The following is a 20,350-nucleotide window of genomic DNA, read 5'->3' on the forward strand; positions in this document are numbered from 1 at the left end:
AATGACTTTGTATCCTTAAATTATCTGAAACATGGGGAGTGTTGTTTTTATGAGAAAGCGAACCCGAAAAACAGCAGTAACACTACTTTCAGCTGGTCTGTTGCTCAGTCAGCTCGCAGCCTGCAGTGGAAGTGGTGGTGGGGAATCAGCAAGTCAAGATGGCTCAAATCCTATCACACTTACTTATTTTTCAGAGGATGGAAGTCCTAACTGGAACAATATGAATGACCGTATAGGAAAAGTCATCACAGAGAAAACAGGTGTCGTTTTGGATGCTGAATTCGCAGTGGGGGACCCTGTGCAAAAGGTATCCATCATGGCTGCCACTGGTGAAGTTCCCGATCTCATAGCTGCTAAGGCTGATCTTGGCAAGCTAGTGGATGTAAGTGCAGTTCTCGATCTGACGGACTTGATTGAAGAACATGCGCCTAATATTAAAAAGATGCTTGGCGATAAGATTGTTCGTGCCAAATATAGTTTGGAGGATCAAGCCATCTATGCCATTCCGACTTGGTCTGCTATCGATGAACGTAAATTCAAAGCCGACGGTGGCTTCCAACTTCAACATCGTGTTGTAAAAGAAGCTGGTTATCCTGAAATTCGTACGGTAAAGGACTACGAGAAGGTCCTTACAGACTATATAGCTAAACACCCAACAGATGATAACGGTAACAAAAATATCGGACTAACCATTAATGCCGATGATTGGCATATGTATCAGGTGACGAACATGGGATTTTTTACGACAGGTGCACCGGATGATGGAGAGTACTATGTGGACCAAGAAACTTTTGATGTAACTTATCATTTCCGCCGTCCAGAGGAAAGAGAATATTTCCGCTGGCTGAACCATATGAACGACATAGGTTTATTGGATAAGGAAAGTTTTGTCCAAAAGACGGATCAATTCAAATCCAAGGTTTCATCTGGGCGTGTGCTTGGCCTGATCGACCCTGCATGGGACTATGGTGATGCTCAACAGGCATTGAAGGCTGCAGGGAAATTTGACCAGACTTACGGTCATTATCCAGTAACGTTGTCTGAAGAGTATAAGGATACTAATTTCTGGTCCGCTGGGTTTGACGGAGGATATGGGATCGCGATTTCCAGCGAGTGCAAAGATCCTGTGGCTGCAATCAAATTTTTGGATTACCTGGCTTCGGAAGAAGGACAAATTCTGATGAACTGGGGGATCGAAGGACAAGATTACGTTGTAGAGAATGGAAAAAGAACTGTACCGAATGATGTTCAAGAAAAGATGGACAACGAAGGTAGTGCTTACATGAAGGAATCGGGTCTCGGCCTGTATTGGAACCTATCGGTTCATTATGGTGACGGAATTAAGGACTCTACAGGCAATTATTATACGAAAACGAACAGTGACCTTTTAACGGCGACCTACAGTGCACACGAAAAAGATGCTTTGGCCGCTTACAAAGTCGAGCATTGGAGAGATCTTTTCCCAAAAGAAGAAGAGTTTCCTGAAAGAAAAGCCGGGGCGGTTTACAATATTGCTTTGCCAAGCGATAGCCAGGCGACAATATTAATGGCCAAAATGAAGGATATCACATGGAAACGAATTCCCGAAGCAGTAATGGCCAAACCGGAAAATTTTGATAAAGTCTGGGATGAGTACATGGCGGAATTGGAAAAGGCTGGAGTGGAAGAGATGGAAGAGGCTTTTGGTCAATATGTGAAAGACCGTGTTAAACTGTGGAGCGGTCAATAAGTATTCAATTGAGAATAGACAGAAAGGCAGGATATGATGAGATCGATACCTTGCAATCCTAATGCATCGGAAGAAGTACGTTCTGTGCTCAACTATTTCCACGAGATTCAAGGGACTGGCATCATTACGGGACAGCACACCCAAACCATGGCGCAAGAGGAATTAAACTACATCTATCAAGTAACAGGGAAGTGGCCGGCACTATGCGGATTCGAGCTTCTTGGGTATTCTCCAAACATTAATTATGAAAATAGCGGCGAAGAGTGTTTGCTGGAAGTTGCTGAAAACCAGGATACGCTGCAAAAAGCTTGGGAGTGGACGGAGAACAACAGAGGCTTGCTTACGTTCACATGGCATTGGTTTTCACCGCTTGGTGGACGGGATAAAAGCTTCTATTCGGAGCATACAAATTTTAACGTAAGTAAAGCGATTACGGAAGGAACCATAGAATATGAAGCCCTGTTGTCCGATATGGACCATATGGCCAATATCCTCCGGGAATTTTGCGACAAACGTATTCCGATCTTGTGGAGACCATTTCATGAAGCGGAAGGCACTTGGTTCTGGTGGGGTAGTCAAGGCCCGGAAATCGCAAAACAATTGTACCGTATCATGTATGAGAGGTATACGCATTATCATAATCTAAATAATTTAATTTGGGTGTGGAACTCACCGTTGGTCGAAGGTTACGTTGGGGATGACGTGGTTGACATTATTTCCAGGGATATGTATCCCCCAGCTCACCAACATACGGATTTACGTAAGGAATTTGATGAACTGATTGGTGTTACACGAACTCCAAAACTTGCTGCTATCGGGGAGATTGGCCCGATTCCGAGTATTAGAAGCTTGTCCACCTCGCGCATCCCGTGGCTGTGGTTTATGACATGGTCTCAGGATTTTGGTAGGACGGAGAAGTTTACGACAAAAGAGGAGCTGCGCAGTGCATATCACTGTGACTATGCTATAACATTGGACAAACTACCAAAGCTATATTAAATATTCAAAAACACCTCTTGGCAGCCGAACAGGCGTGAAACGAAGGAAAAGGAACGCATGTTTGAGTGTGTGTCGTGATAAAACGAAAAATAAGGGCGGAGTATATCCGTCCTTATTTTATTATCCAAATTTAGAAACGAAGTTGATCAAGCCTTTGAATAGCAGAAGATGTAGTCTTGCCGACAACGTATCTGAATGATGTCCGATTTGACGATTTCTCACTTCGTCTTATTGAAGTAGCAGAGGTTCGATGGCTATCGCTATGCGGATTCGTAAGCTTTCAGTTGGATCTTTGAGTTTCACCCCCAGGAGTTTTTCACACTTTTCCAGTCGATACACCACCGTATTTCGATGAACGAAAAGTTGCTTGGATGTTTCGACAAGCTGGCATTGTGTATCGTAAAAAGCGTTCAGGGTGCGCAGCAACTCTTTTTTTTCATGTTCGTCTGTAATGTGCAGCAATCCGTTTAAGGTCGCGTCATAAAATTGTTTCAGTTCGTTATGGGGAAGCATGTGGAATAAATATCCGATGTCCTTGGCTTGGTAAGATTGGACAAATTGCTTGCGTTTTAGCCAGTAGCCGAATTGCAATGCATTAACCGCTTCTGTATAAGAATGACGAACGCCGAGTACATTTGTTGCAGGTTTGCCAATGCCGATCGACAGACTCAGTCCAGTCTCATGATGCAGCTCTTTAAGCATTCCTGACAGCTGCTCGGTGATTTTTGCCTCATCCCACCCCGACTCAGGGATAGATAGCAGAAGGCAGTAGGTATCATGTTTGGTAAACATGACGAAGGAATGATCCAACCCACCAAAAAGACGTTTGATGTGCTCGTATTGCTCCTCTTGCTCCGTGATATTATCTCCTTTTGAAGGCGCCGAACCTTTGTAATTAGGAAATCTTTGATGCATGTGATGTGCCTCGTCATTACGCATGGTCAGCACAACGCTTGCACGCCCCTTAATAAGCCCACATCTCTTGCCGCGGTTCAGCGCCTCCTGCTCAGAAGTGATATATCCCTCAATCAGATCGGAAAAGAATTCGTTTTTGTGCCTGCGGGAGCGCTCTTTGACAGCCTGTGATTTGGTCAGCTCCATTCCAATGACGTTGGAGGCCTGCTCAAGCGTCAGACCAAAAAGGCCAGTCCATTGATCGGGCGAATGAAAGGATAACAAATAGCCTTCGTGGCGGTAAGTTTTTACTGGATATACCAGCATGCAGGAACGCTCTCGGACTGATGGGTTGATGAAGCACAACGAAGTGGGACTCGAAATATCGGACAAGTCTTGAAGTGTATTTACAGCGGCTGCAGTGAGTTCAGCAACACTTGTATTCTGGTTGGAAGCAGAGATAGTTTGCCATTTGTAGTTTAACAGGATGACTGGGGAGGAGAACAGTTTGGACAGGGAATCGATAATGCTGGAAATTCCTTTGCCGCGCATGATCATCTCGGAGAATTTTTTGTGGATGCTGAGTGCATATTGCAGTTCGTCGCTCTTGTTATTCAGAATCACACTGGTCGATCGCTGCAAAATTTCGCCGAGGGATAGACGAACATCGGAAATTTCGATGATGGGAAATTCGTTCTGGTCCGCTTCCCAAAGTATTTCATCAGGGATTGGCAGTTCAAAGCGCTTGGTTTTGATGGCCAACCCCGAGCAATGAAGCCGCTGCATGTCCCTGATTAGTTGAATAAACATCTCTGGCTGCTGCTTCATAAAAAAGCCGTTGGTCAGCAAGAGCTCGTTTGGCCTTAGAAACCGAATGATATCCGGACAGTCCATAATGTTGACCGTTTGAACCTCACGTACTAGACCCTTATGCCCCGTAATCACTCTGGCATCATCGTAAATGCCGTTTTTCAGCAAATCTGTCAGCAGCACATCGACCCATCCCTTTCTGGAACAAGTTATTTTATTGTTAAGTAATATAACACTACGATCATGTGGAGTAAATATCTTTGGTTTGATCATCCAAGATTGCTAATTATTTTTATCCTTTTCATCCAATGATTTCTCATAAGGAGTGAATTATGCTTAAAGTGTTTCCTGCGTGTAATAAAAGCGTACATGAACGGAGGATGTAATGATTGATCTACTTATCACAGATACGGTGATTTCCGGGGATGAAAGGCGAATGGATGTCGGGATATCCTCAGGCAAGATTTCATTTGTCACGCCATGCGGGGAAAGGAAAACCGAAGCGTCTCGTGTAGTGCAGGGCAAAGGGGGCTTATTGCTGCCCGGATTCGTCGAGCCGCATATTCATTTGGAAAAAGCATATTTGCTGGATTCCATGGATCGGGAGGCGGAGTCTCTCCAGGACGCGATTCAGATAACATCCAAACTGAAAAGTTCGTTCACAAGGGAGGACATGTATCATCGCTCGCTGGTTGTCATTCGGGAAGCCGTCAGGAATGGTGTAACCCATATGCGTTGCCATGCAGAGGTTGATCCGGTTCTTGGACTCAGAGCTGTCGAATCTGCTCTACGTCTCAAACAATCCTTAAAACACCAACTGGATTTACAGGTTGTTGCCTTTCCTCAAGAAGGGGTGTTCAAGAGTCCGGGGACTGCTGAGTTGATGGAAGAGGCCGTTCGTATGGGAGCCGATGTGATCGGAGGAATCACGTATCAGGATGCAGACCTAGGGGCACACTTGGATTTTGCATTTGCTCTGGCAGGGAAGTACGGAAAACCACTGGATTTTCACGCGGATTTCTCGGTCGATTCCAACGACCGTGCCGTTGTGGAAATTGCAAGAAGGACCATTGCTGCAGGAATGCAGGGGCATGTAGCCGCCGGACATGTAACCTCGCTCGGTTCCCTCCCTGAACACGAAGCTTTGGCTATCGGAGAGCTTCTCTGTCTTGCCGGAATCAGCGTCATTACGCTGCCGATGACGGACCTCTTTTTGAATGGAAGGGAAGGCTCCGAAGGACATCATAGAGGTCTGACTCCTGTGAAACTGCTGCAGGATTGTGGAGTGAATGTGGCAATTGGCGTCAATAATGTGCGCAACCCATTCACGCCGTTTGGCAAAACAGACCCGATTGAGGCTGCCTGGTTATTGGCAATTACTTCGTACATGGGCAGCAAACGGGATGCGCTCATCTTGACCAACATGCTGACGCATAACGCGGCACAGGCGTTAGGCATTGAAAACTATGGCATTAAGGTTGACGCTCCGGCTGATATGGTATTGTTCCGAGAGCGGTCGGAAAGGGAAGTTCTGCTTAATAAACCGGAGGCCCGCACGGTCTGGAAATCGGGATTACAGGTAGCTTGTACCGACTCAAAACTTTTGGAATTACCGTGGTTGTCGGATGAGATCGAAACAATCTAATTATGAAGTAAGGGGATGGCGTTATGGAGAAAGGGTTAACACTCGTAAAAAATGTCAAATGGTCGGAAAACCTGTTTGATCTAACGATTGATCAAACAACAGGACTTATTGTCAGCATTGAGACTGCCGGAACGGATGCGGATCTCACATCTGTAAATATTGCCGGTAGGGCGACAACCGTCATTGACGCGGACGGGCTCCACTATGTACCGCCAATGGCAGATATGCATACCCATCTTGACAAGCATTTTATTGGGGAGCCTTGGAAGTCTTTGCAGCCGTTTGTCACGCTGCCCGGCCAGTTGGAATTTGAGAAAAACATGTTGGGAGAACTACCGACCGGGGCGGGAGAACGTGCGAAACGAATGTTGGATTTAATGCTAGCCCAAGGTACAACGGCAATCCGCACACACGTTGACGTGGATCCGCAAATTGGCCTCTCTCATCTTGAGGAGGTCTTGGAAGTGCGTGAGATGTACCAGGGACGCATCGATATGGAAATTGTGGCGTTTCCCCAGCAAGGCCTGCTTCGATCTGACTCCGTTACCGTCATGCGGCAAGCGCTTCGTGCTGGAGCTAACTATGTTGGTGGTGTGGATCCGGCCGGACTGGACCGCCGGGTGGATGCCAGTCTGGAAGCCATGTTCGAACTTGCGACAGAATTCTCTGCGGGCATCGACTTGCATCTTCATGACCCGAGTCATCTCGGAATATACACGATCAGCCGCTTCGCCGAACTGACAGAACAAGCCGGTATGTCCGGCCGTACCGCGGTAAGCCATGCCTACTGTTTGGGCCAGGTTGGGGAAACAGAGGTGCGCTCACTCGCGGAAAGGTTGTGTGCGGCCGGCGCAGCCATCATGACAAGCGTGCCCATTGACAGGCCTATGCCCCCCATCAAACTGTTGATGGAAACGGGAGTGTCCGTGCATATCGGTTCCGATAACATTTTGGATTCGTGGAGCCCATTCGGAAATGGCGATATGCTCTCCCGTGGGTCACGTCTCGCTGAAGCATCCGGTTGGGTGGAAGACTTCTGGCTGTTAGAAACGTACAAGCTTATATCCAATGCGCCATTAACTCCAAAAGTGGGTGAACGAGGTGCTTTCTCGTTGGTAAATGCCATAAATGCGATGCATGCGTTGGCGGCGGCACCTCCACGCGAAGCTGTATTTTCGGGTGGTGTGCTTGTTGGTGGTCGAATGTTTCCGAACAGCAGACAGATGGCAGCCATCCATTCGTAACAATCTTTAATTAAACATGAAGCAGCGCATCCTTTTGCAGATGCGTTGCTTTTTGGCATGAAAAGGCTGATCACAGGGCTTATAATACGTTGCTCAATGCAGTGAATGTTACAATACATAACATTTAAATTTAGACAGGCTTTTCTTTTGGTGTAATAATCCAAATGAAATCATTTTTTTTAGTGAATCACACCAATGACTGAGGCTTACTTACATCGTATTATTCATATAAGAACAATTTTAAGTCACATAAACTGACATTAATAGAATAGGAGGGATATTGGAGGAGTTACACAAACCAAACATCATTGTTACGAACAGGGGGAGAGAGACATGCGTCGAGGTTTCCATGCAAACCGCATCCAAAACATCAGAAAGCATGGGCTGTTATTGATCATGATTTTGCCAGGCATCGTCTATCTGTTCATCAACAATTACTTGCCCATGTTCGGCATTGTGATCGCGTTCAAAGATATCAATTTTGCAAAAGGAATCTGGGGAAGTGACTGGGTAGGCTTCGATAATTTCGCCTATCTGTTCCAAACACAGGATGCTTGGGTGATTACCCGAAACACGTTACTCTACAACGGCGCATTTATCGTGCTTGGAACAGTGCTCTCCATAGCTGTGGCCGTATTGTTGAACGAGGTAAAAAAGCGATTTGCCTCCCGACTGTACCAAAGCATCATTTTGCTGCCCTATCTGATCTCGATGGTCATTGTCGCTTACTTGGTTCTGGCATTGCTCAACGAGGAAAACGGATTCGTCAACCATTACGTGCTTCCTTTGCTGGGGATTGACCCCGTGTCGTGGTATGCGGATTCCGGTAAATGGCCCTTTATATTAAGTGTCGTATATCTGTGGAAAAACGTCGGTTATACCTGCATTGTTTATCTGGCCTCAATCGTAGGCATCAGCCAAGAATATTATGAATCCGCTACGCTGGACGGAGCATCCAAGTGGAGGCAAGTCTGGAGCATTACCCTTCCTCTGCTTAAACCCACGATGGTCATTATGGTACTTCTTGCAGTGGGACGCATCTTCAATTCCGATTTCGGATTGTTCTATCAGGTTCCGCTGAATTCGGGTGCACTGCAAACGACTACCGATGTCATTGACACATACGTTTATCGTGGTTTGATGACTTTCGGGGATTTCGGAATGTCATCCGCTGCCGGACTGTACCAGTCCATTGTCGGTTTTCTGTTAGTATTAACGACGAATGCGATCGTTCGTCGCAAAAACCGGGATTTGGCGCTGTTTTAGCTAAGGGGGAGGACAACATGTATTCAAATAGGATATATCAAATGGCTGTTCACCTCGTGCTCATCATGATGGGAATCGCTGCAGTGTTTCCGTTTATACTTCTGATCTCCGCTTCCCTAACCGAGGAACAAGCCATTATCAGGGATGGTTATCGTTTGTTTCCGGCTCAATTCAGCTTCGATGCTTATGTGTATCTGTTTAATCAGTATTCGTTGATTCTGCGGTCGTATGGAATTACGACGTTCATCACGGTCGTGGGCACGATCGTTGGATTGTTGATCACAACCCTGGTCGCTTATCCGCTATCCAGAAATGTGCTTCCATTTCGTTCGTTCCTGTCATTCTTCGTATTTTTCACCCTGCTTTTCAATGGGGGGCTGGTGCCCATGTACTTGGTTTATACGGACCTCTTCCATTTGAAAGATACCATCTGGTCGCTAATCATCCCGAATTTACTGACCAACGGGTTCTACATTTTGTTGATGCGCAGTTTCTTTTCCACATCAATTCCCGGCGAAGTCGTGGAGTCAGCCTATGTGGATGGAGCCAACGAATGGGTTATTTATTGCAAAATCGTTCTCCCGCTTGCTCTCCCAAGCCTGGCAACCATTGGTCTAATGCTCATGATCTCGTATTGGAACGATTGGTTTAACGGTCTGATTTTCATCAATGACGGAAGCCTCTACAGCATTCAAAACCTGCTTAATCGAATGTTGTCTGATGTCCAGTACTTGCAGCAAAACAGTTTGTCTGGCCAGACGGCTGTTGTCTCATCCGTACCTCTTGGCAGTGTGAGAATGGCTATTGCCGTAATCGGCGTGTTGCCACTGATCGCAGCGTATCCGTTTTTCCAGAAGTTCTTCGTCAAGGGATTGACCATTGGTGCCGTAAAAGGTTAGTCATGCTTCGTATCCAAGATGTCACATCCAAAAGCAAACATGGGGAGTGAATGAAGATGTTCAGAAAAAGATTGCCTGCGGGTTTCATAAAGGTAATGTCCTTAATTTGCGCGGCCCCTCTATTGTTGACGGCATGCGGAAGTCCAGACAGTAAGGAGGGAGCAGAACTTGGGCAAGCTTCAGCTACAGACATGTATGAAGTGGTCATGACGTATCCGGCTTTTGGGGATGTAACAGATGTTAAGGAAATTCAGGAAGCCATCAGTGATATTACAGCAGAAAAGGTAGGCGCCACCGTGAAGCTCTTGCCTGTTAATGGATCGAACTATGCCAATCAAATGAACTTGATGCTGGCGGGCAGCGAGAAACTGGATCTGGTGTATACCAGCGTTTGGTTCGGCCTTGAATCCCAAATCGGCAGGGGGCAGTTACTGCCCATGGACGAATCGTTGAATGAATTCGGTAAAAAGATACGGGAGGCTGTTCCGGAGGAAGCCGCAGAAGCCGGGAAGATGAATGGCGAAACATATGGCGTTCCCAGCATTAAAGCTTGGGCACTTTCTCCCAGTTTTGTGATGGACAAAGAGCTTGCCGATAAGCATGATATTGACCTTAGCGCCATAAAAACCTGGAATGATATCTCTGCTGTATTACAGCGCATCAAGGACAATGAGCCGGGTGTCACGCCGATTGTCAGCTATACCTCGCAGGAAACACCTGGACAAGCCATGCTGAATTTTGATCCATTGGGAACAGCACCTGGCGTGCTGGATTTTAGCGGGGAGGACTTCACCGTGCAGAATCTTTTTGCGACTTCGCGGTTCTCCACAATGGCTGACCTGATGCGTGATTGGTACCAAAAAGGTTATTTCAGCAAAGACGTCGCAACGTCACAGGAAACGGGGTCCAATCTGATCAAGGCAGGCAAAGCCTTCTCGTATATCCGGAATATCAATGAGTGTTACTCGGAATCACTTGCGGCTGGGACTGAACTTGTATGCGTACCTCTTGAGGACTCGTACATGACGCGTAATAGCGTAGCTTCCAACATGATGTCTTTGGCAAGGAACAGTGAGCAGCCGGATAAGGCGATTCAAGTATTGGAACTGTTTTACTCGGACGAAGCAGTCATTAATCTGTTTACCAATGGAATTGAGGGCAAGCATTATGTAAAGCGGGATAATGACCTGATTGGCAAGCCAGAAGGTGTTACTGCAACAGGATACGATTCAAACCAATATGCCGTGGGGAACAATTTCCTGTCCTATATATGGGAAGGGAACGATCCTGACATGTGGGAGCAGTTGAGGGGCGAAAACGAGAGTGCCGTAAAATCAAGGGCGATGGGTTTCAGCTTCGACATCAATCCGGTCAAAACACAAATTACCTCGGTGGCCAACGTCCAAAACCAGTATGATGCAGGCTTTCAGACAGGAACTTTTGACCCGTCAGAACTGGGTGCTTATCTCGACAAACTAAAGAATGCAGGCGTAGAGAAAATATTGAAGGAAAAGCAAAACCAGTTAAACCAATGGCTTGAAAATAAATAGAAGGAGCTGATCACGTATGTTTAATCCTGTCATTGATGTTCACCACCATATCATCTCTAAAGAAATGCAACGAAAGCAGCGGGAGCTGGGAATGGAGATTCCAAGTTTTATGCCAAAGTGGACGCCCGAGATCGGGATGCAAAAAATGGATGTATGTGACATCTCATTTTCATTTCTTTCAGCCCCGTCAGATCTGACGTTCATTGACCAATCGTCTGCCAACGCATTGGCACGTAAAATGAATGAAGAGCTTGCATCGTATGCTCAACTTCATCCTGAGCGGTATGGTGCGTTTGCAACGCTTCCACTCCCGGATCCCGCAGCAGCCATGGAAGAAACCTTGTATGCTCTTGATGTTCTCGGGATGGATGGTGTTGCAATACTAACAAGTTATCAGGGGAAATATTTAAGCCATCCAGATTACACCGAATTGTTAACCGAATTGGATCGACGCAGTGCTGTTGTGTTTCTACATCCCATCCTCATACCGCAAAAAATCGCTGGGCTTAGTCCTGCACTACTTGAGGGCACATTCGATACGACGCGGGCCGTTACTACCATGGCTGTTCATCGCATTTTCGACCAATACCCATCCATTACGTTCATTCTCCCCCATACAGGGGGCATGGTGCCGTATATCAAATGGAGAATTGCACTTGCCGCCATCGGGCAAGATTCGATTCAGGTTGAAACAACACCGGAACAATTTCAAGCTGAAATAGCCAAATTGGACCACCTTTATTATGATTCCACGTTGAACCTCGGCACAATCCAAAAGTTGATTGCGCCTGATCGGATTCTGTTCGGAGCGGACATACCTTGGCCAGCGGACAGCGTCCTTCGTATACAGCGGGAGTCGGTATTCCATGAAGCACAGCAGATCAGCGAAGAAAACGCGAAGGCGATCGCTTATGGCAATGCCTTTCGTCTATTTCCCCGCATTTCCAAGCTTTTTGATATAGAGAAAAAGTTAATTTAAAGTGACAGCAAACGATAAAAAGCAGCCGATCAGCGTGATCGGCTGCTTTTGTTTAACTAACGAGCAGGTTAAAAGATAATCCGTTCAAGGCAGGTCTCTGTCTTGGATTGTAGGGTGATGTTACAATTTCAGAGAATATAGTTGATAAGCATTATCATTCATGATATATTGTTCACCAGTAAACTAAATATAATAATTCATTTAGAAAACCCTACTATTTAAATGATATTTTTGTTTACAAGTAAATAAGGAGCGATCAAAGAATGATCTCAAAAGATCGAACAAAACAGTTGCTTTATGACCAATTTATACGTTTTTTACATGTGTATGAGAACCACAAGGATAAAGAAATCGAGCATTTCCTAAGTATCGCCCAGCGTGAAAGCATCGAGAAAATCCCTCAGCATTTGACCGCGGTTCATATGATAGATTGCATAGGCAAGCATGAGCCTATTAACAACACGGGTATTGCTGAGGCGATGAATTTGTCCAAAGCAAGTATCACCAAAATTGGCAACAAACTGCTCGAGGAAGGATTCGTCAAACGTACAAAAATGAACGACAACAAAAAGGAAAGCTATTTCCGGTTGTCACCGCAAGGTAAAAAAATCTTTGAACTGCATGAACGTCTGCATATACATGAGGCTGAGCGCTTCTATCGTACTCTCGACAAATATTCGGAAGCGGAGCTAAAAGTAATCCATCAATTTCTTCAAGACAGCAGTATAAATATTGAATCCAGATAGAACAAAGGAGAGTGAAGCATTTGAGTCTGGCGGAATTGATCAGGGAGCGCAGGAGTATTCGTAAATGTAACTCTACGCCGGTGGACCAGGAGTTAATTGTAGCATTACTGCGTAAGGCTATGAGGCTTCAACCATTGGTTGAGTCTGGCTCGTGGCGTGTAGTATATGCCGGAACTCCAGAAGCTCGCAAACGGTTGGTGGACTGCATGCTGGAACAGATGTCACAAAGCAAGCTCGGCAAGTTGATTCCAGGGAAACTTCTGGATGTTTTTAAAAAGAGATTTACCGATATTCCTGCCCACGTCATTGTTATGTCCACTGTAGGACCGAATCGTCTGACCAATGATCGCAATTATGCGGCTGCCTGCGGGGTGATGCAGAGCTTCCAACTGTTGGGCTGGGAACGAGGGTTAGGAATGTTATGGGATACAGAGTCCATGATTCAGCATGAAGCATTCTTCAATGGAATTGGCTTACGTGAGGATGAAAGATTTGTTGGTATTCTTCATATAGGATATTACGACAAAGCGCCAAGAAGTCGGAAAAGAACACCAGCCGAGCAGAAATGGACCGTATTGCGAGGACAGTCTACATAGAAGAGGAGGATATAAAATGAAATTGTCAGATCTGGAAGGAGTCATGGGCGGTCCGAGTGAGTTTTTGGAACAACCGGTATCGCACGACCTCATCCTTGAATTGCTTAATCATGCCGTATGGGCGCCAAATGATGGACTCCGAGAGCCGTGGCGATTTATCTTTGCCGATAACCGGTATGGGGACATCATGCAGGGATTACAGGAGCCTGCCCCTGCATATCTTCTGGTCTTGGTGAAGGAAGAGGCGGATCAATATAAGCGAGAAGAGGACTTTGCAGCTGTCTGCTGCCTAATTCAGAATTTCCGCTTGCTGGCTCATGAGCAAAGTCTGGGTGTGCGCTGTACCTTGCATGACTGGATGTACGATTCGAGCCGTACTGAAATGTTTGGTGTACTGAGTAACGAGCGCATTGCTGCGGTTCTGGAATTGGGATACGGTGCAAATCAGTGGAAAGGGAATACGGAGTTACCTGAGACTCAACTTCATTTTGAACTGCTGTAGGGTGGCGATCAATTTTTATTGCACCAAAACATCATAACTGATTGAGCTTGTTTTCAGGCTCCTCACCATTTTCTACACGTTTTATATTCTTTATAAAGAAATCATATCTTGTTTTATGAAATTTCCGACCATCAGGCATTCCCGCTGTATGGGGAGTAAGTATCACATTACCCAGATTCCGGAGTTCACTATCAATAGGAAGCGGTTCAGATTCAAACACATCCAGGCATGCGCCTGAAATATCCCCGTTTTTTAATGCATCAATCAAATCTCTTTCGTTGACAATGCCGCCGCGGGCTGTATTGATAAAAAGAGCGGTATTTTTCATTTTTTTGAATGTCGCTTTGTTAATTAGCTGTTTAGTTTGTTCATTCAAGGGTACATGTACACTAACTATGTCCGATGTACTTACAAGAGTATCAAAATCCGTCTTTTTCACAAAATCGTCCGATTGTACAGTGGCATTTCTTGCATACGCCAGCACATTCATATCAAAAACCCTGCAAAACGCAGCTACTTTTTTTCCAATTGCACCCAAACCGATAATCCCAATCGTTTTTCCCTTTAACTCACTCCCTGTATAGTCCAATTGATTTTCATCCATCTTATTTTTCATGAAAGTATCAAGAAACGGTATGTTTTTATAATAAGACAATATCAGTGCCATGACATGCTCGGCCACTGCCTGTGCATTCACTCCTGCAGCATTGGCCGGGCGGAACAATTACAACGTTCCAGTCTTGCGGAAAACTCCCTGCAATATTGGATTTTGAGGTCTCGCTAAAATTGCCAACCATGAGAATTTTCATTGCTAAACCACCTTTCATAAGCTACCATTCTTCAAATAAAACCGTTGATGCTCGTCATTTTATCCTTTAATACAATTTTATCAAGAAGATTTCATTACGTTCTATTGAACCGGAATGGAAAAGAATCTCGATAAACAATATACTAGCTATATAGTTTTTTGTTGAGGTGAATATCAAATGGATGAAATCGATGAGTCAAAACAAATTGTATTACAAATCGGCGGTGCATTAAAAAAGTATAGAAAAGAAAAAAACATGACCTTAGACGACTTATCAGAATTAACGGGTGTAAGCAAACTTACTCTGGGGAATATCGAACGTGGTGAGACAAATCCAACTTTGGCCATCATATGGAAAATTTCAAAAGGAATATCTTTACCGCTATTGGCTTTGTTCACATCAGAGAAACCCGTTAGTTTGTATCGAGCAGGGGAGGGACTGCGGTTTTCTAATGATGAAAAAAATTGGGTCATTGAACCCGTCTTTAAAAGCAACGATATTGAAATGTGTCGGGCATACTTACAGCCTAATAGCTCGTATTACCCTGAAGGTCATCATGTGAATACAACTGAAATTGCGACAGTAATGACGGGTTCCATCGAGTTACAAGTTAATGGAGAGATGTACACATTGAATCAATATGATACGATCAGTTTTCGTGCAGATGATCCCCATGCTTATACCAATCATACGAATAACGAAACAGTGCTCCATATATCCTTAAAATATGGTTTCTAGTCGCCGAAAATCCACTTATTAAATGCAACTCCGAATTCCATGACGGGAATTCAGAGTTGTATTTTTTTATTCAATTTTAGTATATTATAAAATAATTATTGTTTATAAAAGTATATTATACTATACTTTTATTATTCGCGCGGATGTTATAGCAAAGTTTTTAACGAATTAGGAAGCTAATATTATACGTAAGAATTCAGGAAGGAGAAATGAAAAATGCCGAATAAACAAAATAAAAAATTCGTGCAATCCTCTGTAGCGTTGATCATTCTCGGCATTATTGTTATTGCAGCTAATTTACGTACTCCCTTAACCTCAGTTGGTCCTTTAGTGGGTTTTATAAGGGATGACGTTCATATTTCAAATACATTAGCAGGCCTGATCACAACGGTACCCTTGCTTGCCTTTGCTTTATTATCGCCTCTCGTACCAAAATTAGGACGGAGGTATGGGGTTGAGCGTATCATTTTGATTGCCCTAATCTTTCTGACTGTTGGTATTGTAATACGATCTTTATCTGGCGCAGTTCATCTGTTTATTGGAACAGCGGTTCTTGGATTCGCCATTGCCATATGTAATGTATTATTGCCAAGTATAATCAAAAGGGATTTTCCAAATAAAATTGGCTCCATGACAGGAGTTTACTCCATTTCAATGAATTTATGTGGAGCAATCGCATCGGGAATCAGTGTACCGCTAGCCATGAACGCAGGGCTAAAATGGCAGGGAGCATTGGGAATATGGGGGATTCTAAGCTTTGTATCGATCCTCTGTTGGTTACCCCAATTAAGAAATCAAACGAAACAAACTGCAACGACGAGTCAACACATGGCAAGCAACGATGTGAATGTTTGGCGATCCCCGCTTGCTTGGCAAGTAACCTTGTTCATGGGTATACAGTCTATGGTTTTCTATGTATTGATCGCATGGTTGCCTGAAATTTTAAAGCAGCAAGGAATTGATTCCAACCAATCTGGATGGTACCTCTCGATCATGCAGTTAGCGATGCTTCCATTTACCTTTATTGTCCCTGTTATTGCAGGGCGTATGTCTAATCAACGTTTGTTAGTGGTCATCACATCCATTTTGCTTTTGACGGGGACGCTTGGACTTCTTTACGGAAGTTCTAATGTCATTCTGTTGTGGATCGTCATACTCGGAATTGGTGGAGGCTTCGCTTTTAGTTTGGCCATGATGTTTTTCGGGTTACGCACTGAAAATGCGCATCAAGCAGCAGAACTATCCGGCATGGCCCAATCGATCGGATATCTTCTTGCCGCAATCGGTCCAGCCCTTATAGGATATCTGCACGATGCAACAAATAGTTGGCACCTGCCACTTTTCATTCTTCTTGGGGCTTCCGTGTTACTATTTATAGTTGGTATAGGAGCAGCAAGTAATCGTGTTGTAGGTAGTCGAAATGGTTACGAATTGCCACGGAAAGGATGATACTATGTTTGACAAAATTATGGTGGCCATTGATAAATCTGAAATAACGAACAAACTCCTTGATGCAACCGTTGAAATAGCCCAAAATAAACAAACTCAAGTTGTCCAGTCCTCATTGTACATTAACTCCTTCGGGAACTGGGGAACGTTCATAGTATAAATAAGTGTTAGAAATCATTCTGCCTGGGATTCAAACAGAATTCATGACAGATCTCAAAAACTCAATACATGAAACAAACAAAAGCCCGCAACGACGCGGGCTTTTGTTTGTTTTAACATCAAGTATACATTACCTGCCGGGAATTTCATTCAGCGAGTGTTCTTGTTCCTCCAGCAGTCGTTTCAGTTTTTGGCGCTGCCGTTTTTCTTTCTGACGGCGCTCTCTGTCCTCAGCTTGCAGAGCCTTGAGCAGGGAGAAACACATACCAATAAGAACAACAGCGAACGGCAGTGCGGCAACAATGGAGGCCGTCTGGAGACCGTTCAACCCCCCGCTGATCAGTAGGACTATCGCGATGGCGGACTGCATGATTCCCCAGGTTAATTTCACTCTCGTACTCGGGTCCAGCTTGCCATCTGAGGACAGCATACCTAGCACAAAGGTAGCCGAATCAGCCGACGTAATAAAGAAGGTCATGATCAGGAGTGTAGCAATGAATGCTATGATCGTACCCAAAGGAAGCTGCTCCAGTGTAAGGAATAAAGCGGTTGTCGTATCTTGTTTGACGGCCTCCGCCAAATGGGCGGCATTAAACAATTCGAGGTGAAGTCCTGTTCCACCGAAAACGGAGAACCAGATAAATCCGAACAGGCTTGGAAAAACCATGACGTAAATTACAAACTCCTTTATGGTTCTTCCTCGGGATACCCTTGCGATAAACGTGCCAACAAAGGGAGCCCATGCGATCCACCATGCCCAGTAAAATAACGTCCATGCTCCAATCCAGGTTTCTCTTGAGAACGGTGTCAGTCTCAAACTCATGTTAATAATATTCTGCATGTAACTGCCCAATGTTGTCGTGAATGTGTCAAATATAAAAGAAGTCGGTCCAGTCACCAATACAAACACCATCAATAGCACAGCTATAACTAGGTTGGTGTTGCTCAAAATCTTAATACCTTTATCCAGACCGGAGGTTGCCGAGATCAAAAACAGTACGGTAACAATTGAGATAATGACAATCTGGGACAGCGTCGAGTTTGGGATACCGAATAAGTAATTCAGACCCCCACCGATCTGAAGCGCACCCAATCCAAGAGAGGTTGCAACACCGAAGATCGTTGCAATGACTGCAAGAATATCAATGATCTTACCAAGCCAGCCTGCAGCAAGACGTTCACCGATCAGCGGAATAAAGGTGGAACTGATCAGTCCTTTGTAGCCTTTCCGGAACTGGAAGTAAGCGAGCGCCAAGCCGATGACGGTATAGATAGCCCAAGGATGAAGCCCCCAGTGGAAAAAGGAATAACGCATTGAAAGTCTTGCTGCTTGCGTTGTTTCGGGTACCGCGCCCTCCGGTGCAGATAAATAGTGGGACAGCGGTTCAGCAACTCCCCAGAAAACCAGCCCAATACCCATACCAGCGCTAAACAGCATGGACAGCCAGGAAACCGTAGAATATTCCGGCTCATCATCGTCATCCCCCAGCCTAATACCGCCAAATCGGCTGAACGCCAGATAGAAAGCAAAGATCAGGAAGAACAGTGTCGCTAGCAAATAAAACCAGCCAAAATTCTGAATAGAGAAGTTGTAGGCAACATTAGCCACATCCGCCAGCTGAGCAGGAGCGACGGCTCCCCATATTGCAAACAGTACAACGATAATAATTGTGATTGTAAATACCATGATGAGACCCTCCGTTATGTAAGCTTAGCCAACTGTTCCTTAGTATGTGCTAGTCCGACTTGTAATATTTCGGAAAGCTAGCTGTTGATAAATTAAAACAAACCGCCGTGTAATGAAACACCCGTCGGTTTATTCGTTCCCTTTTCCGTTGCCCTTATGAAGTTTAGTTATGCTCATTTTAGAGTAAAATGAGAAGGCGATTCCAAAGAGAATTCAACTCCAAAATAAGGTTATTATAATGAAAAAGATTCCGAAGATATGATAGGGTGATAGGGATGAGAAGACTTGAGTCTGGTATGTCAGTAAACAACGAATTATTTTCTGATATTGTAATGTAGATTCAATGACCGGATTTTACAAGCGGCGAATATCGTCAATTGTTCCTTTACCGGCAAGCTAGTGGATATTACGTTTGAGGGAATTGGCAACCAAAAGCTAATCGCCAATTTTGAAAACTGCAACCTTGACGGTGTTCGTTTTGTCAGTTGTGATCTGACGCAATGTATTCCGCCAAAATCCAAAAACCATGTGTATGTTGAACAGGTATCCGCACGTGTGAAAAATGCTCTGACGAAGATAGACGATGACCCTAATCTATCTGAAGATGATCGGAAAGTACTGGTACGGAGTCTGCGCAGGCTTGGGCCTATGGAACAATATATTTTTAACACAGCGCATATGAAGAAATTATATGGTGATGTTTTTGTTGAACGATTTTTCAGTAGTCTGGATTGTAACATTGCGTAAACCTAAACAACAGAAATTATATAGGATAACAACGGGAACAGTATATATGTATAGAGTAGCCTTTTCCTTGAATCTAGAAACTTGACGTAGAGTAGATGAAGTGTTGTATAAATTATCGCAATAAGGGGAGCGTAGAACAAAAAAAGGTGGAAGATAAATGTACCGATTATTCATTTTGATACCCTGTTTTTTTCTGTTGCTTGGAACAACTTTTAGTGCCTGGGGAGCAGAGATTAACCGTTCTTCTCTCATAAAAGATCTTCAAAAAGGCGGATACATCCTTTATATCCGACATGGAGATGCAACTGTAGGGGAAGATCAACAAAACTTTAGTTTAACAGATTGCACTACGCAGAGGAATTTAAGTGTTTTGGGAAAGGAACAAGCTGAAAAGTATGGCGATGCTATCCGTAAATTAAACATTCCCGTCCAAATACCTTTAGAAGCAAGTCCATTATGTAGAACCCTCCAAACGGCTCAGATTGCTTTTGGTACACAACATATAAAAGTAAATGAATTCTGGTTAAACATATATAATCTCGGTCAAAACCCGAGCACTGAAAAAATAAATAGTACATTGCAAGCATTTACAAATGAAATTGAACAAATACCTCCAACTCATGTTAACAGAGTAATTATAGCTCACTCTTTTCCTCCCGGGATAGGATTAGGAGAACTCGCGAGTATGGAGACCGTAATTCTAAAACCACTGGGAGATCAAAAAGGGTATGAGGTTATTGGGAAATTGACATTAGAAGATCTTTTACAACTAGCCGGATAGCCGGAATGTCAAACTAAATTGAAGATTGTAATTCATGAGGCAAAATTTAAAAAAATGGATTGAAGTGAAAGGAAGGGGGCCGCTTTTGGTGACAAAAGTTGCCCTCTTTAATTTCCTCTTG

18 protein-coding genes are annotated in these 20,350 nt (G+C 44.4%); 15 read left to right on the forward strand and 3 right to left on the reverse strand.

Features of this window, described 5'->3' with window-relative positions; all coding sequences use genetic code 11:
- Positions 1 to 49 precede the first annotated feature (49 nt).
- Positions 50 to 1,729, forward strand: a complete 1,680-nt coding sequence (locus MKY66_RS15930; protein ID WP_076210478.1) for an ABC transporter substrate-binding protein — start codon at positions 50 to 52, stop codon at positions 1,727 to 1,729.
- Positions 1,730 to 1,762: 33 nt separating this feature from the next.
- Positions 1,763 to 2,728, forward strand: a complete 966-nt coding sequence (locus tag MKY66_RS15935) for a glycosyl hydrolase (protein ID WP_076210476.1) — start codon at positions 1,763 to 1,765, stop codon at positions 2,726 to 2,728.
- A gap of 228 nt (positions 2,729 to 2,956) precedes the next feature.
- Here MKY66_RS15935 and MKY66_RS15940 read toward each other — a convergent pair whose 3' ends face one another.
- Positions 2,957 to 4,705: a PucR family transcriptional regulator ligand-binding domain-containing protein gene (locus MKY66_RS15940; RefSeq protein ID WP_083657018.1), complete on the reverse strand. Its 1,749-nt coding sequence runs from the start codon at positions 4,703 to 4,705 to the stop codon at positions 2,957 to 2,959.
- A gap of 112 nt (positions 4,706 to 4,817) precedes the next feature.
- Between MKY66_RS15940 and MKY66_RS15945 the strand changes: the two genes are divergently transcribed.
- The 9 genes from MKY66_RS15945 (at position 4,818) to MKY66_RS15985 (ending at position 13,859) form a co-directional block, all read left to right on the forward strand.
- Complete coding sequence (locus MKY66_RS15945) at positions 4,818 to 6,077, forward strand: amidohydrolase family protein (protein WP_083657017.1); 1,260 nt, start codon at positions 4,818 to 4,820, stop codon at positions 6,075 to 6,077.
- A gap of 23 nt (positions 6,078 to 6,100) precedes the next feature.
- Positions 6,101 to 7,321 (forward strand): amidohydrolase family protein, encoded by a 1,221-nt coding sequence (locus MKY66_RS15950; protein WP_076210473.1) that lies wholly within the window; start codon positions 6,101 to 6,103, stop codon positions 7,319 to 7,321.
- Positions 7,322 to 7,654: 333 nt separating this feature from the next.
- Positions 7,655 to 8,587, forward strand: coding sequence for an ABC transporter permease subunit (locus tag MKY66_RS15955; protein ID WP_076210471.1), 933 nt, complete (start codon positions 7,655 to 7,657; stop codon positions 8,585 to 8,587).
- 17 nt (positions 8,588 to 8,604) lie between these two features.
- Positions 8,605 to 9,486: a carbohydrate ABC transporter permease gene (locus tag MKY66_RS15960; protein ID WP_076210469.1), complete on the forward strand. Its 882-nt coding sequence runs from the start codon at positions 8,605 to 8,607 to the stop codon at positions 9,484 to 9,486.
- A 56-nt stretch (positions 9,487 to 9,542) separates the two neighbouring features.
- A complete protein-coding gene (locus MKY66_RS15965) occupies positions 9,543 to 11,036 on the forward strand; it encodes an ABC transporter substrate-binding protein (RefSeq protein ID WP_179088510.1) in 1,494 nt (497 codons plus the stop codon).
- Between the two features lie 16 nt (positions 11,037 to 11,052).
- Positions 11,053 to 12,015 (forward strand): amidohydrolase family protein, encoded by a 963-nt coding sequence (locus MKY66_RS15970; protein WP_076210465.1) that lies wholly within the window; start codon positions 11,053 to 11,055, stop codon positions 12,013 to 12,015.
- Between the two features lie 263 nt (positions 12,016 to 12,278).
- Positions 12,279 to 12,761, forward strand: coding sequence for a MarR family transcriptional regulator (locus MKY66_RS15975; RefSeq protein WP_076210463.1), 483 nt, complete (start codon positions 12,279 to 12,281; stop codon positions 12,759 to 12,761).
- 11 nt (positions 12,762 to 12,772) lie between these two features.
- A complete protein-coding gene (locus tag MKY66_RS15980) occupies positions 12,773 to 13,357 on the forward strand; it encodes a nitroreductase (protein WP_076210461.1) in 585 nt (194 codons plus the stop codon).
- 16 nt (positions 13,358 to 13,373) lie between these two features.
- Complete coding sequence (locus tag MKY66_RS15985) at positions 13,374 to 13,859, forward strand: nitroreductase family protein (protein WP_076210459.1); 486 nt, start codon at positions 13,374 to 13,376, stop codon at positions 13,857 to 13,859.
- A gap of 31 nt (positions 13,860 to 13,890) precedes the next feature.
- On the opposite strand, the gene MKY66_RS15990 is transcribed toward MKY66_RS15985, so the two are convergent.
- Positions 13,891 to 14,526: an NAD(P)-dependent oxidoreductase gene (locus tag MKY66_RS15990; protein ID WP_339805212.1), complete on the reverse strand. Its 636-nt coding sequence runs from the start codon at positions 14,524 to 14,526 to the stop codon at positions 13,891 to 13,893.
- 319 nt (positions 14,527 to 14,845) lie between these two features.
- Between MKY66_RS15990 and MKY66_RS15995 the strand changes: the two genes are divergently transcribed.
- Together MKY66_RS15995 and MKY66_RS16000 are read left to right on the forward strand one after the other, a co-directional pair.
- Positions 14,846 to 15,406 (forward strand): XRE family transcriptional regulator, encoded by a 561-nt coding sequence (locus MKY66_RS15995; protein WP_076210457.1) that lies wholly within the window; start codon positions 14,846 to 14,848, stop codon positions 15,404 to 15,406.
- Between the two features lie 216 nt (positions 15,407 to 15,622).
- The gene (locus MKY66_RS16000; RefSeq protein ID WP_076210455.1) at positions 15,623 to 16,855 is read left to right on the forward strand and encodes an MFS transporter; all 1,233 of its coding nucleotides are present in this window, start codon (positions 15,623 to 15,625) and stop codon (positions 16,853 to 16,855) included.
- Positions 16,856 to 17,144: 289 nt separating this feature from the next.
- Here MKY66_RS16000 and MKY66_RS16005 read toward each other — a convergent pair whose 3' ends face one another.
- Positions 17,145 to 18,701, reverse strand: coding sequence for a BCCT family transporter (locus tag MKY66_RS16005; protein WP_076210453.1), 1,557 nt, complete (start codon positions 18,699 to 18,701; stop codon positions 17,145 to 17,147).
- 399 nt (positions 18,702 to 19,100) lie between these two features.
- Between MKY66_RS16005 and MKY66_RS16010 the strand changes: the two genes are divergently transcribed.
- Together MKY66_RS16010 and MKY66_RS16015 are read left to right on the forward strand one after the other, a co-directional pair.
- Positions 19,101 to 19,448, forward strand: coding sequence for a hypothetical protein (locus tag MKY66_RS16010; RefSeq protein ID WP_256704206.1), 348 nt, complete (start codon positions 19,101 to 19,103; stop codon positions 19,446 to 19,448).
- Positions 19,449 to 19,605: 157 nt separating this feature from the next.
- A complete protein-coding gene (locus tag MKY66_RS16015; protein ID WP_218639187.1) occupies positions 19,606 to 20,229 on the forward strand; it encodes a histidine phosphatase family protein in 624 nt (207 codons plus the stop codon).
- Positions 20,230 to 20,350: the final 121 nt, after the last annotated feature.

The sequence above is a fragment of the Paenibacillus sp. FSL R5-0766 genome (assembly GCF_037971845.1).
GTDB lineage: Bacteria > Bacillota > Bacilli > Paenibacillales > Paenibacillaceae > Paenibacillus.

What these genes read in the sequence shown, in the direction of transcription:
- MKY66_RS15945 (WP_083657017.1), top strand. Translation starts at nt 4,818, where the DNA reads ATGATTGATCTACTTATCACAGATACGGTGATTTCCGGGGATGAAAGG.
- MKY66_RS15990 (WP_339805212.1), bottom strand. Translation starts at nt 14,526, where the DNA reads ATGGCACTGATATTGTCTTATTATAAAAACATACCGTTTCTTGATACT.
- MKY66_RS15970 (WP_076210465.1), top strand. Translation starts at nt 11,053, where the DNA reads ATGTTTAATCCTGTCATTGATGTTCACCACCATATCATCTCTAAAGAA.
- MKY66_RS15995 (WP_076210457.1), top strand. Translation starts at nt 14,846, where the DNA reads ATGGATGAAATCGATGAGTCAAAACAAATTGTATTACAAATCGGCGGT.
- MKY66_RS16015 (WP_218639187.1), top strand. Translation starts at nt 19,606, where the DNA reads ATGTACCGATTATTCATTTTGATACCCTGTTTTTTTCTGTTGCTTGGA.
- MKY66_RS15930 (WP_076210478.1), top strand. Translation starts at nt 50, where the DNA reads ATGAGAAAGCGAACCCGAAAAACAGCAGTAACACTACTTTCAGCTGGT.
- MKY66_RS15975 (WP_076210463.1), top strand. Translation starts at nt 12,279, where the DNA reads ATGATCTCAAAAGATCGAACAAAACAGTTGCTTTATGACCAATTTATA.
- MKY66_RS16000 (WP_076210455.1), top strand. Translation starts at nt 15,623, where the DNA reads ATGCCGAATAAACAAAATAAAAAATTCGTGCAATCCTCTGTAGCGTTG.
- MKY66_RS15965 (WP_179088510.1), top strand. Translation starts at nt 9,543, where the DNA reads ATGTTCAGAAAAAGATTGCCTGCGGGTTTCATAAAGGTAATGTCCTTA.
- MKY66_RS15935 (WP_076210476.1), top strand. Translation starts at nt 1,763, where the DNA reads ATGATGAGATCGATACCTTGCAATCCTAATGCATCGGAAGAAGTACGT.
- MKY66_RS16005 (WP_076210453.1), bottom strand. Translation starts at nt 18,701, where the DNA reads ATGGTATTTACAATCACAATTATTATCGTTGTACTGTTTGCAATATGG.
- MKY66_RS15960 (WP_076210469.1), top strand. Translation starts at nt 8,605, where the DNA reads ATGTATTCAAATAGGATATATCAAATGGCTGTTCACCTCGTGCTCATC.
- MKY66_RS15985 (WP_076210459.1), top strand. Translation starts at nt 13,374, where the DNA reads ATGAAATTGTCAGATCTGGAAGGAGTCATGGGCGGTCCGAGTGAGTTT.
- MKY66_RS15940 (WP_083657018.1), bottom strand. Translation starts at nt 4,705, where the DNA reads ATGATCAAACCAAAGATATTTACTCCACATGATCGTAGTGTTATATTA.
- MKY66_RS15950 (WP_076210473.1), top strand. Translation starts at nt 6,101, where the DNA reads ATGGAGAAAGGGTTAACACTCGTAAAAAATGTCAAATGGTCGGAAAAC.
- MKY66_RS15955 (WP_076210471.1), top strand. Translation starts at nt 7,655, where the DNA reads ATGCGTCGAGGTTTCCATGCAAACCGCATCCAAAACATCAGAAAGCAT.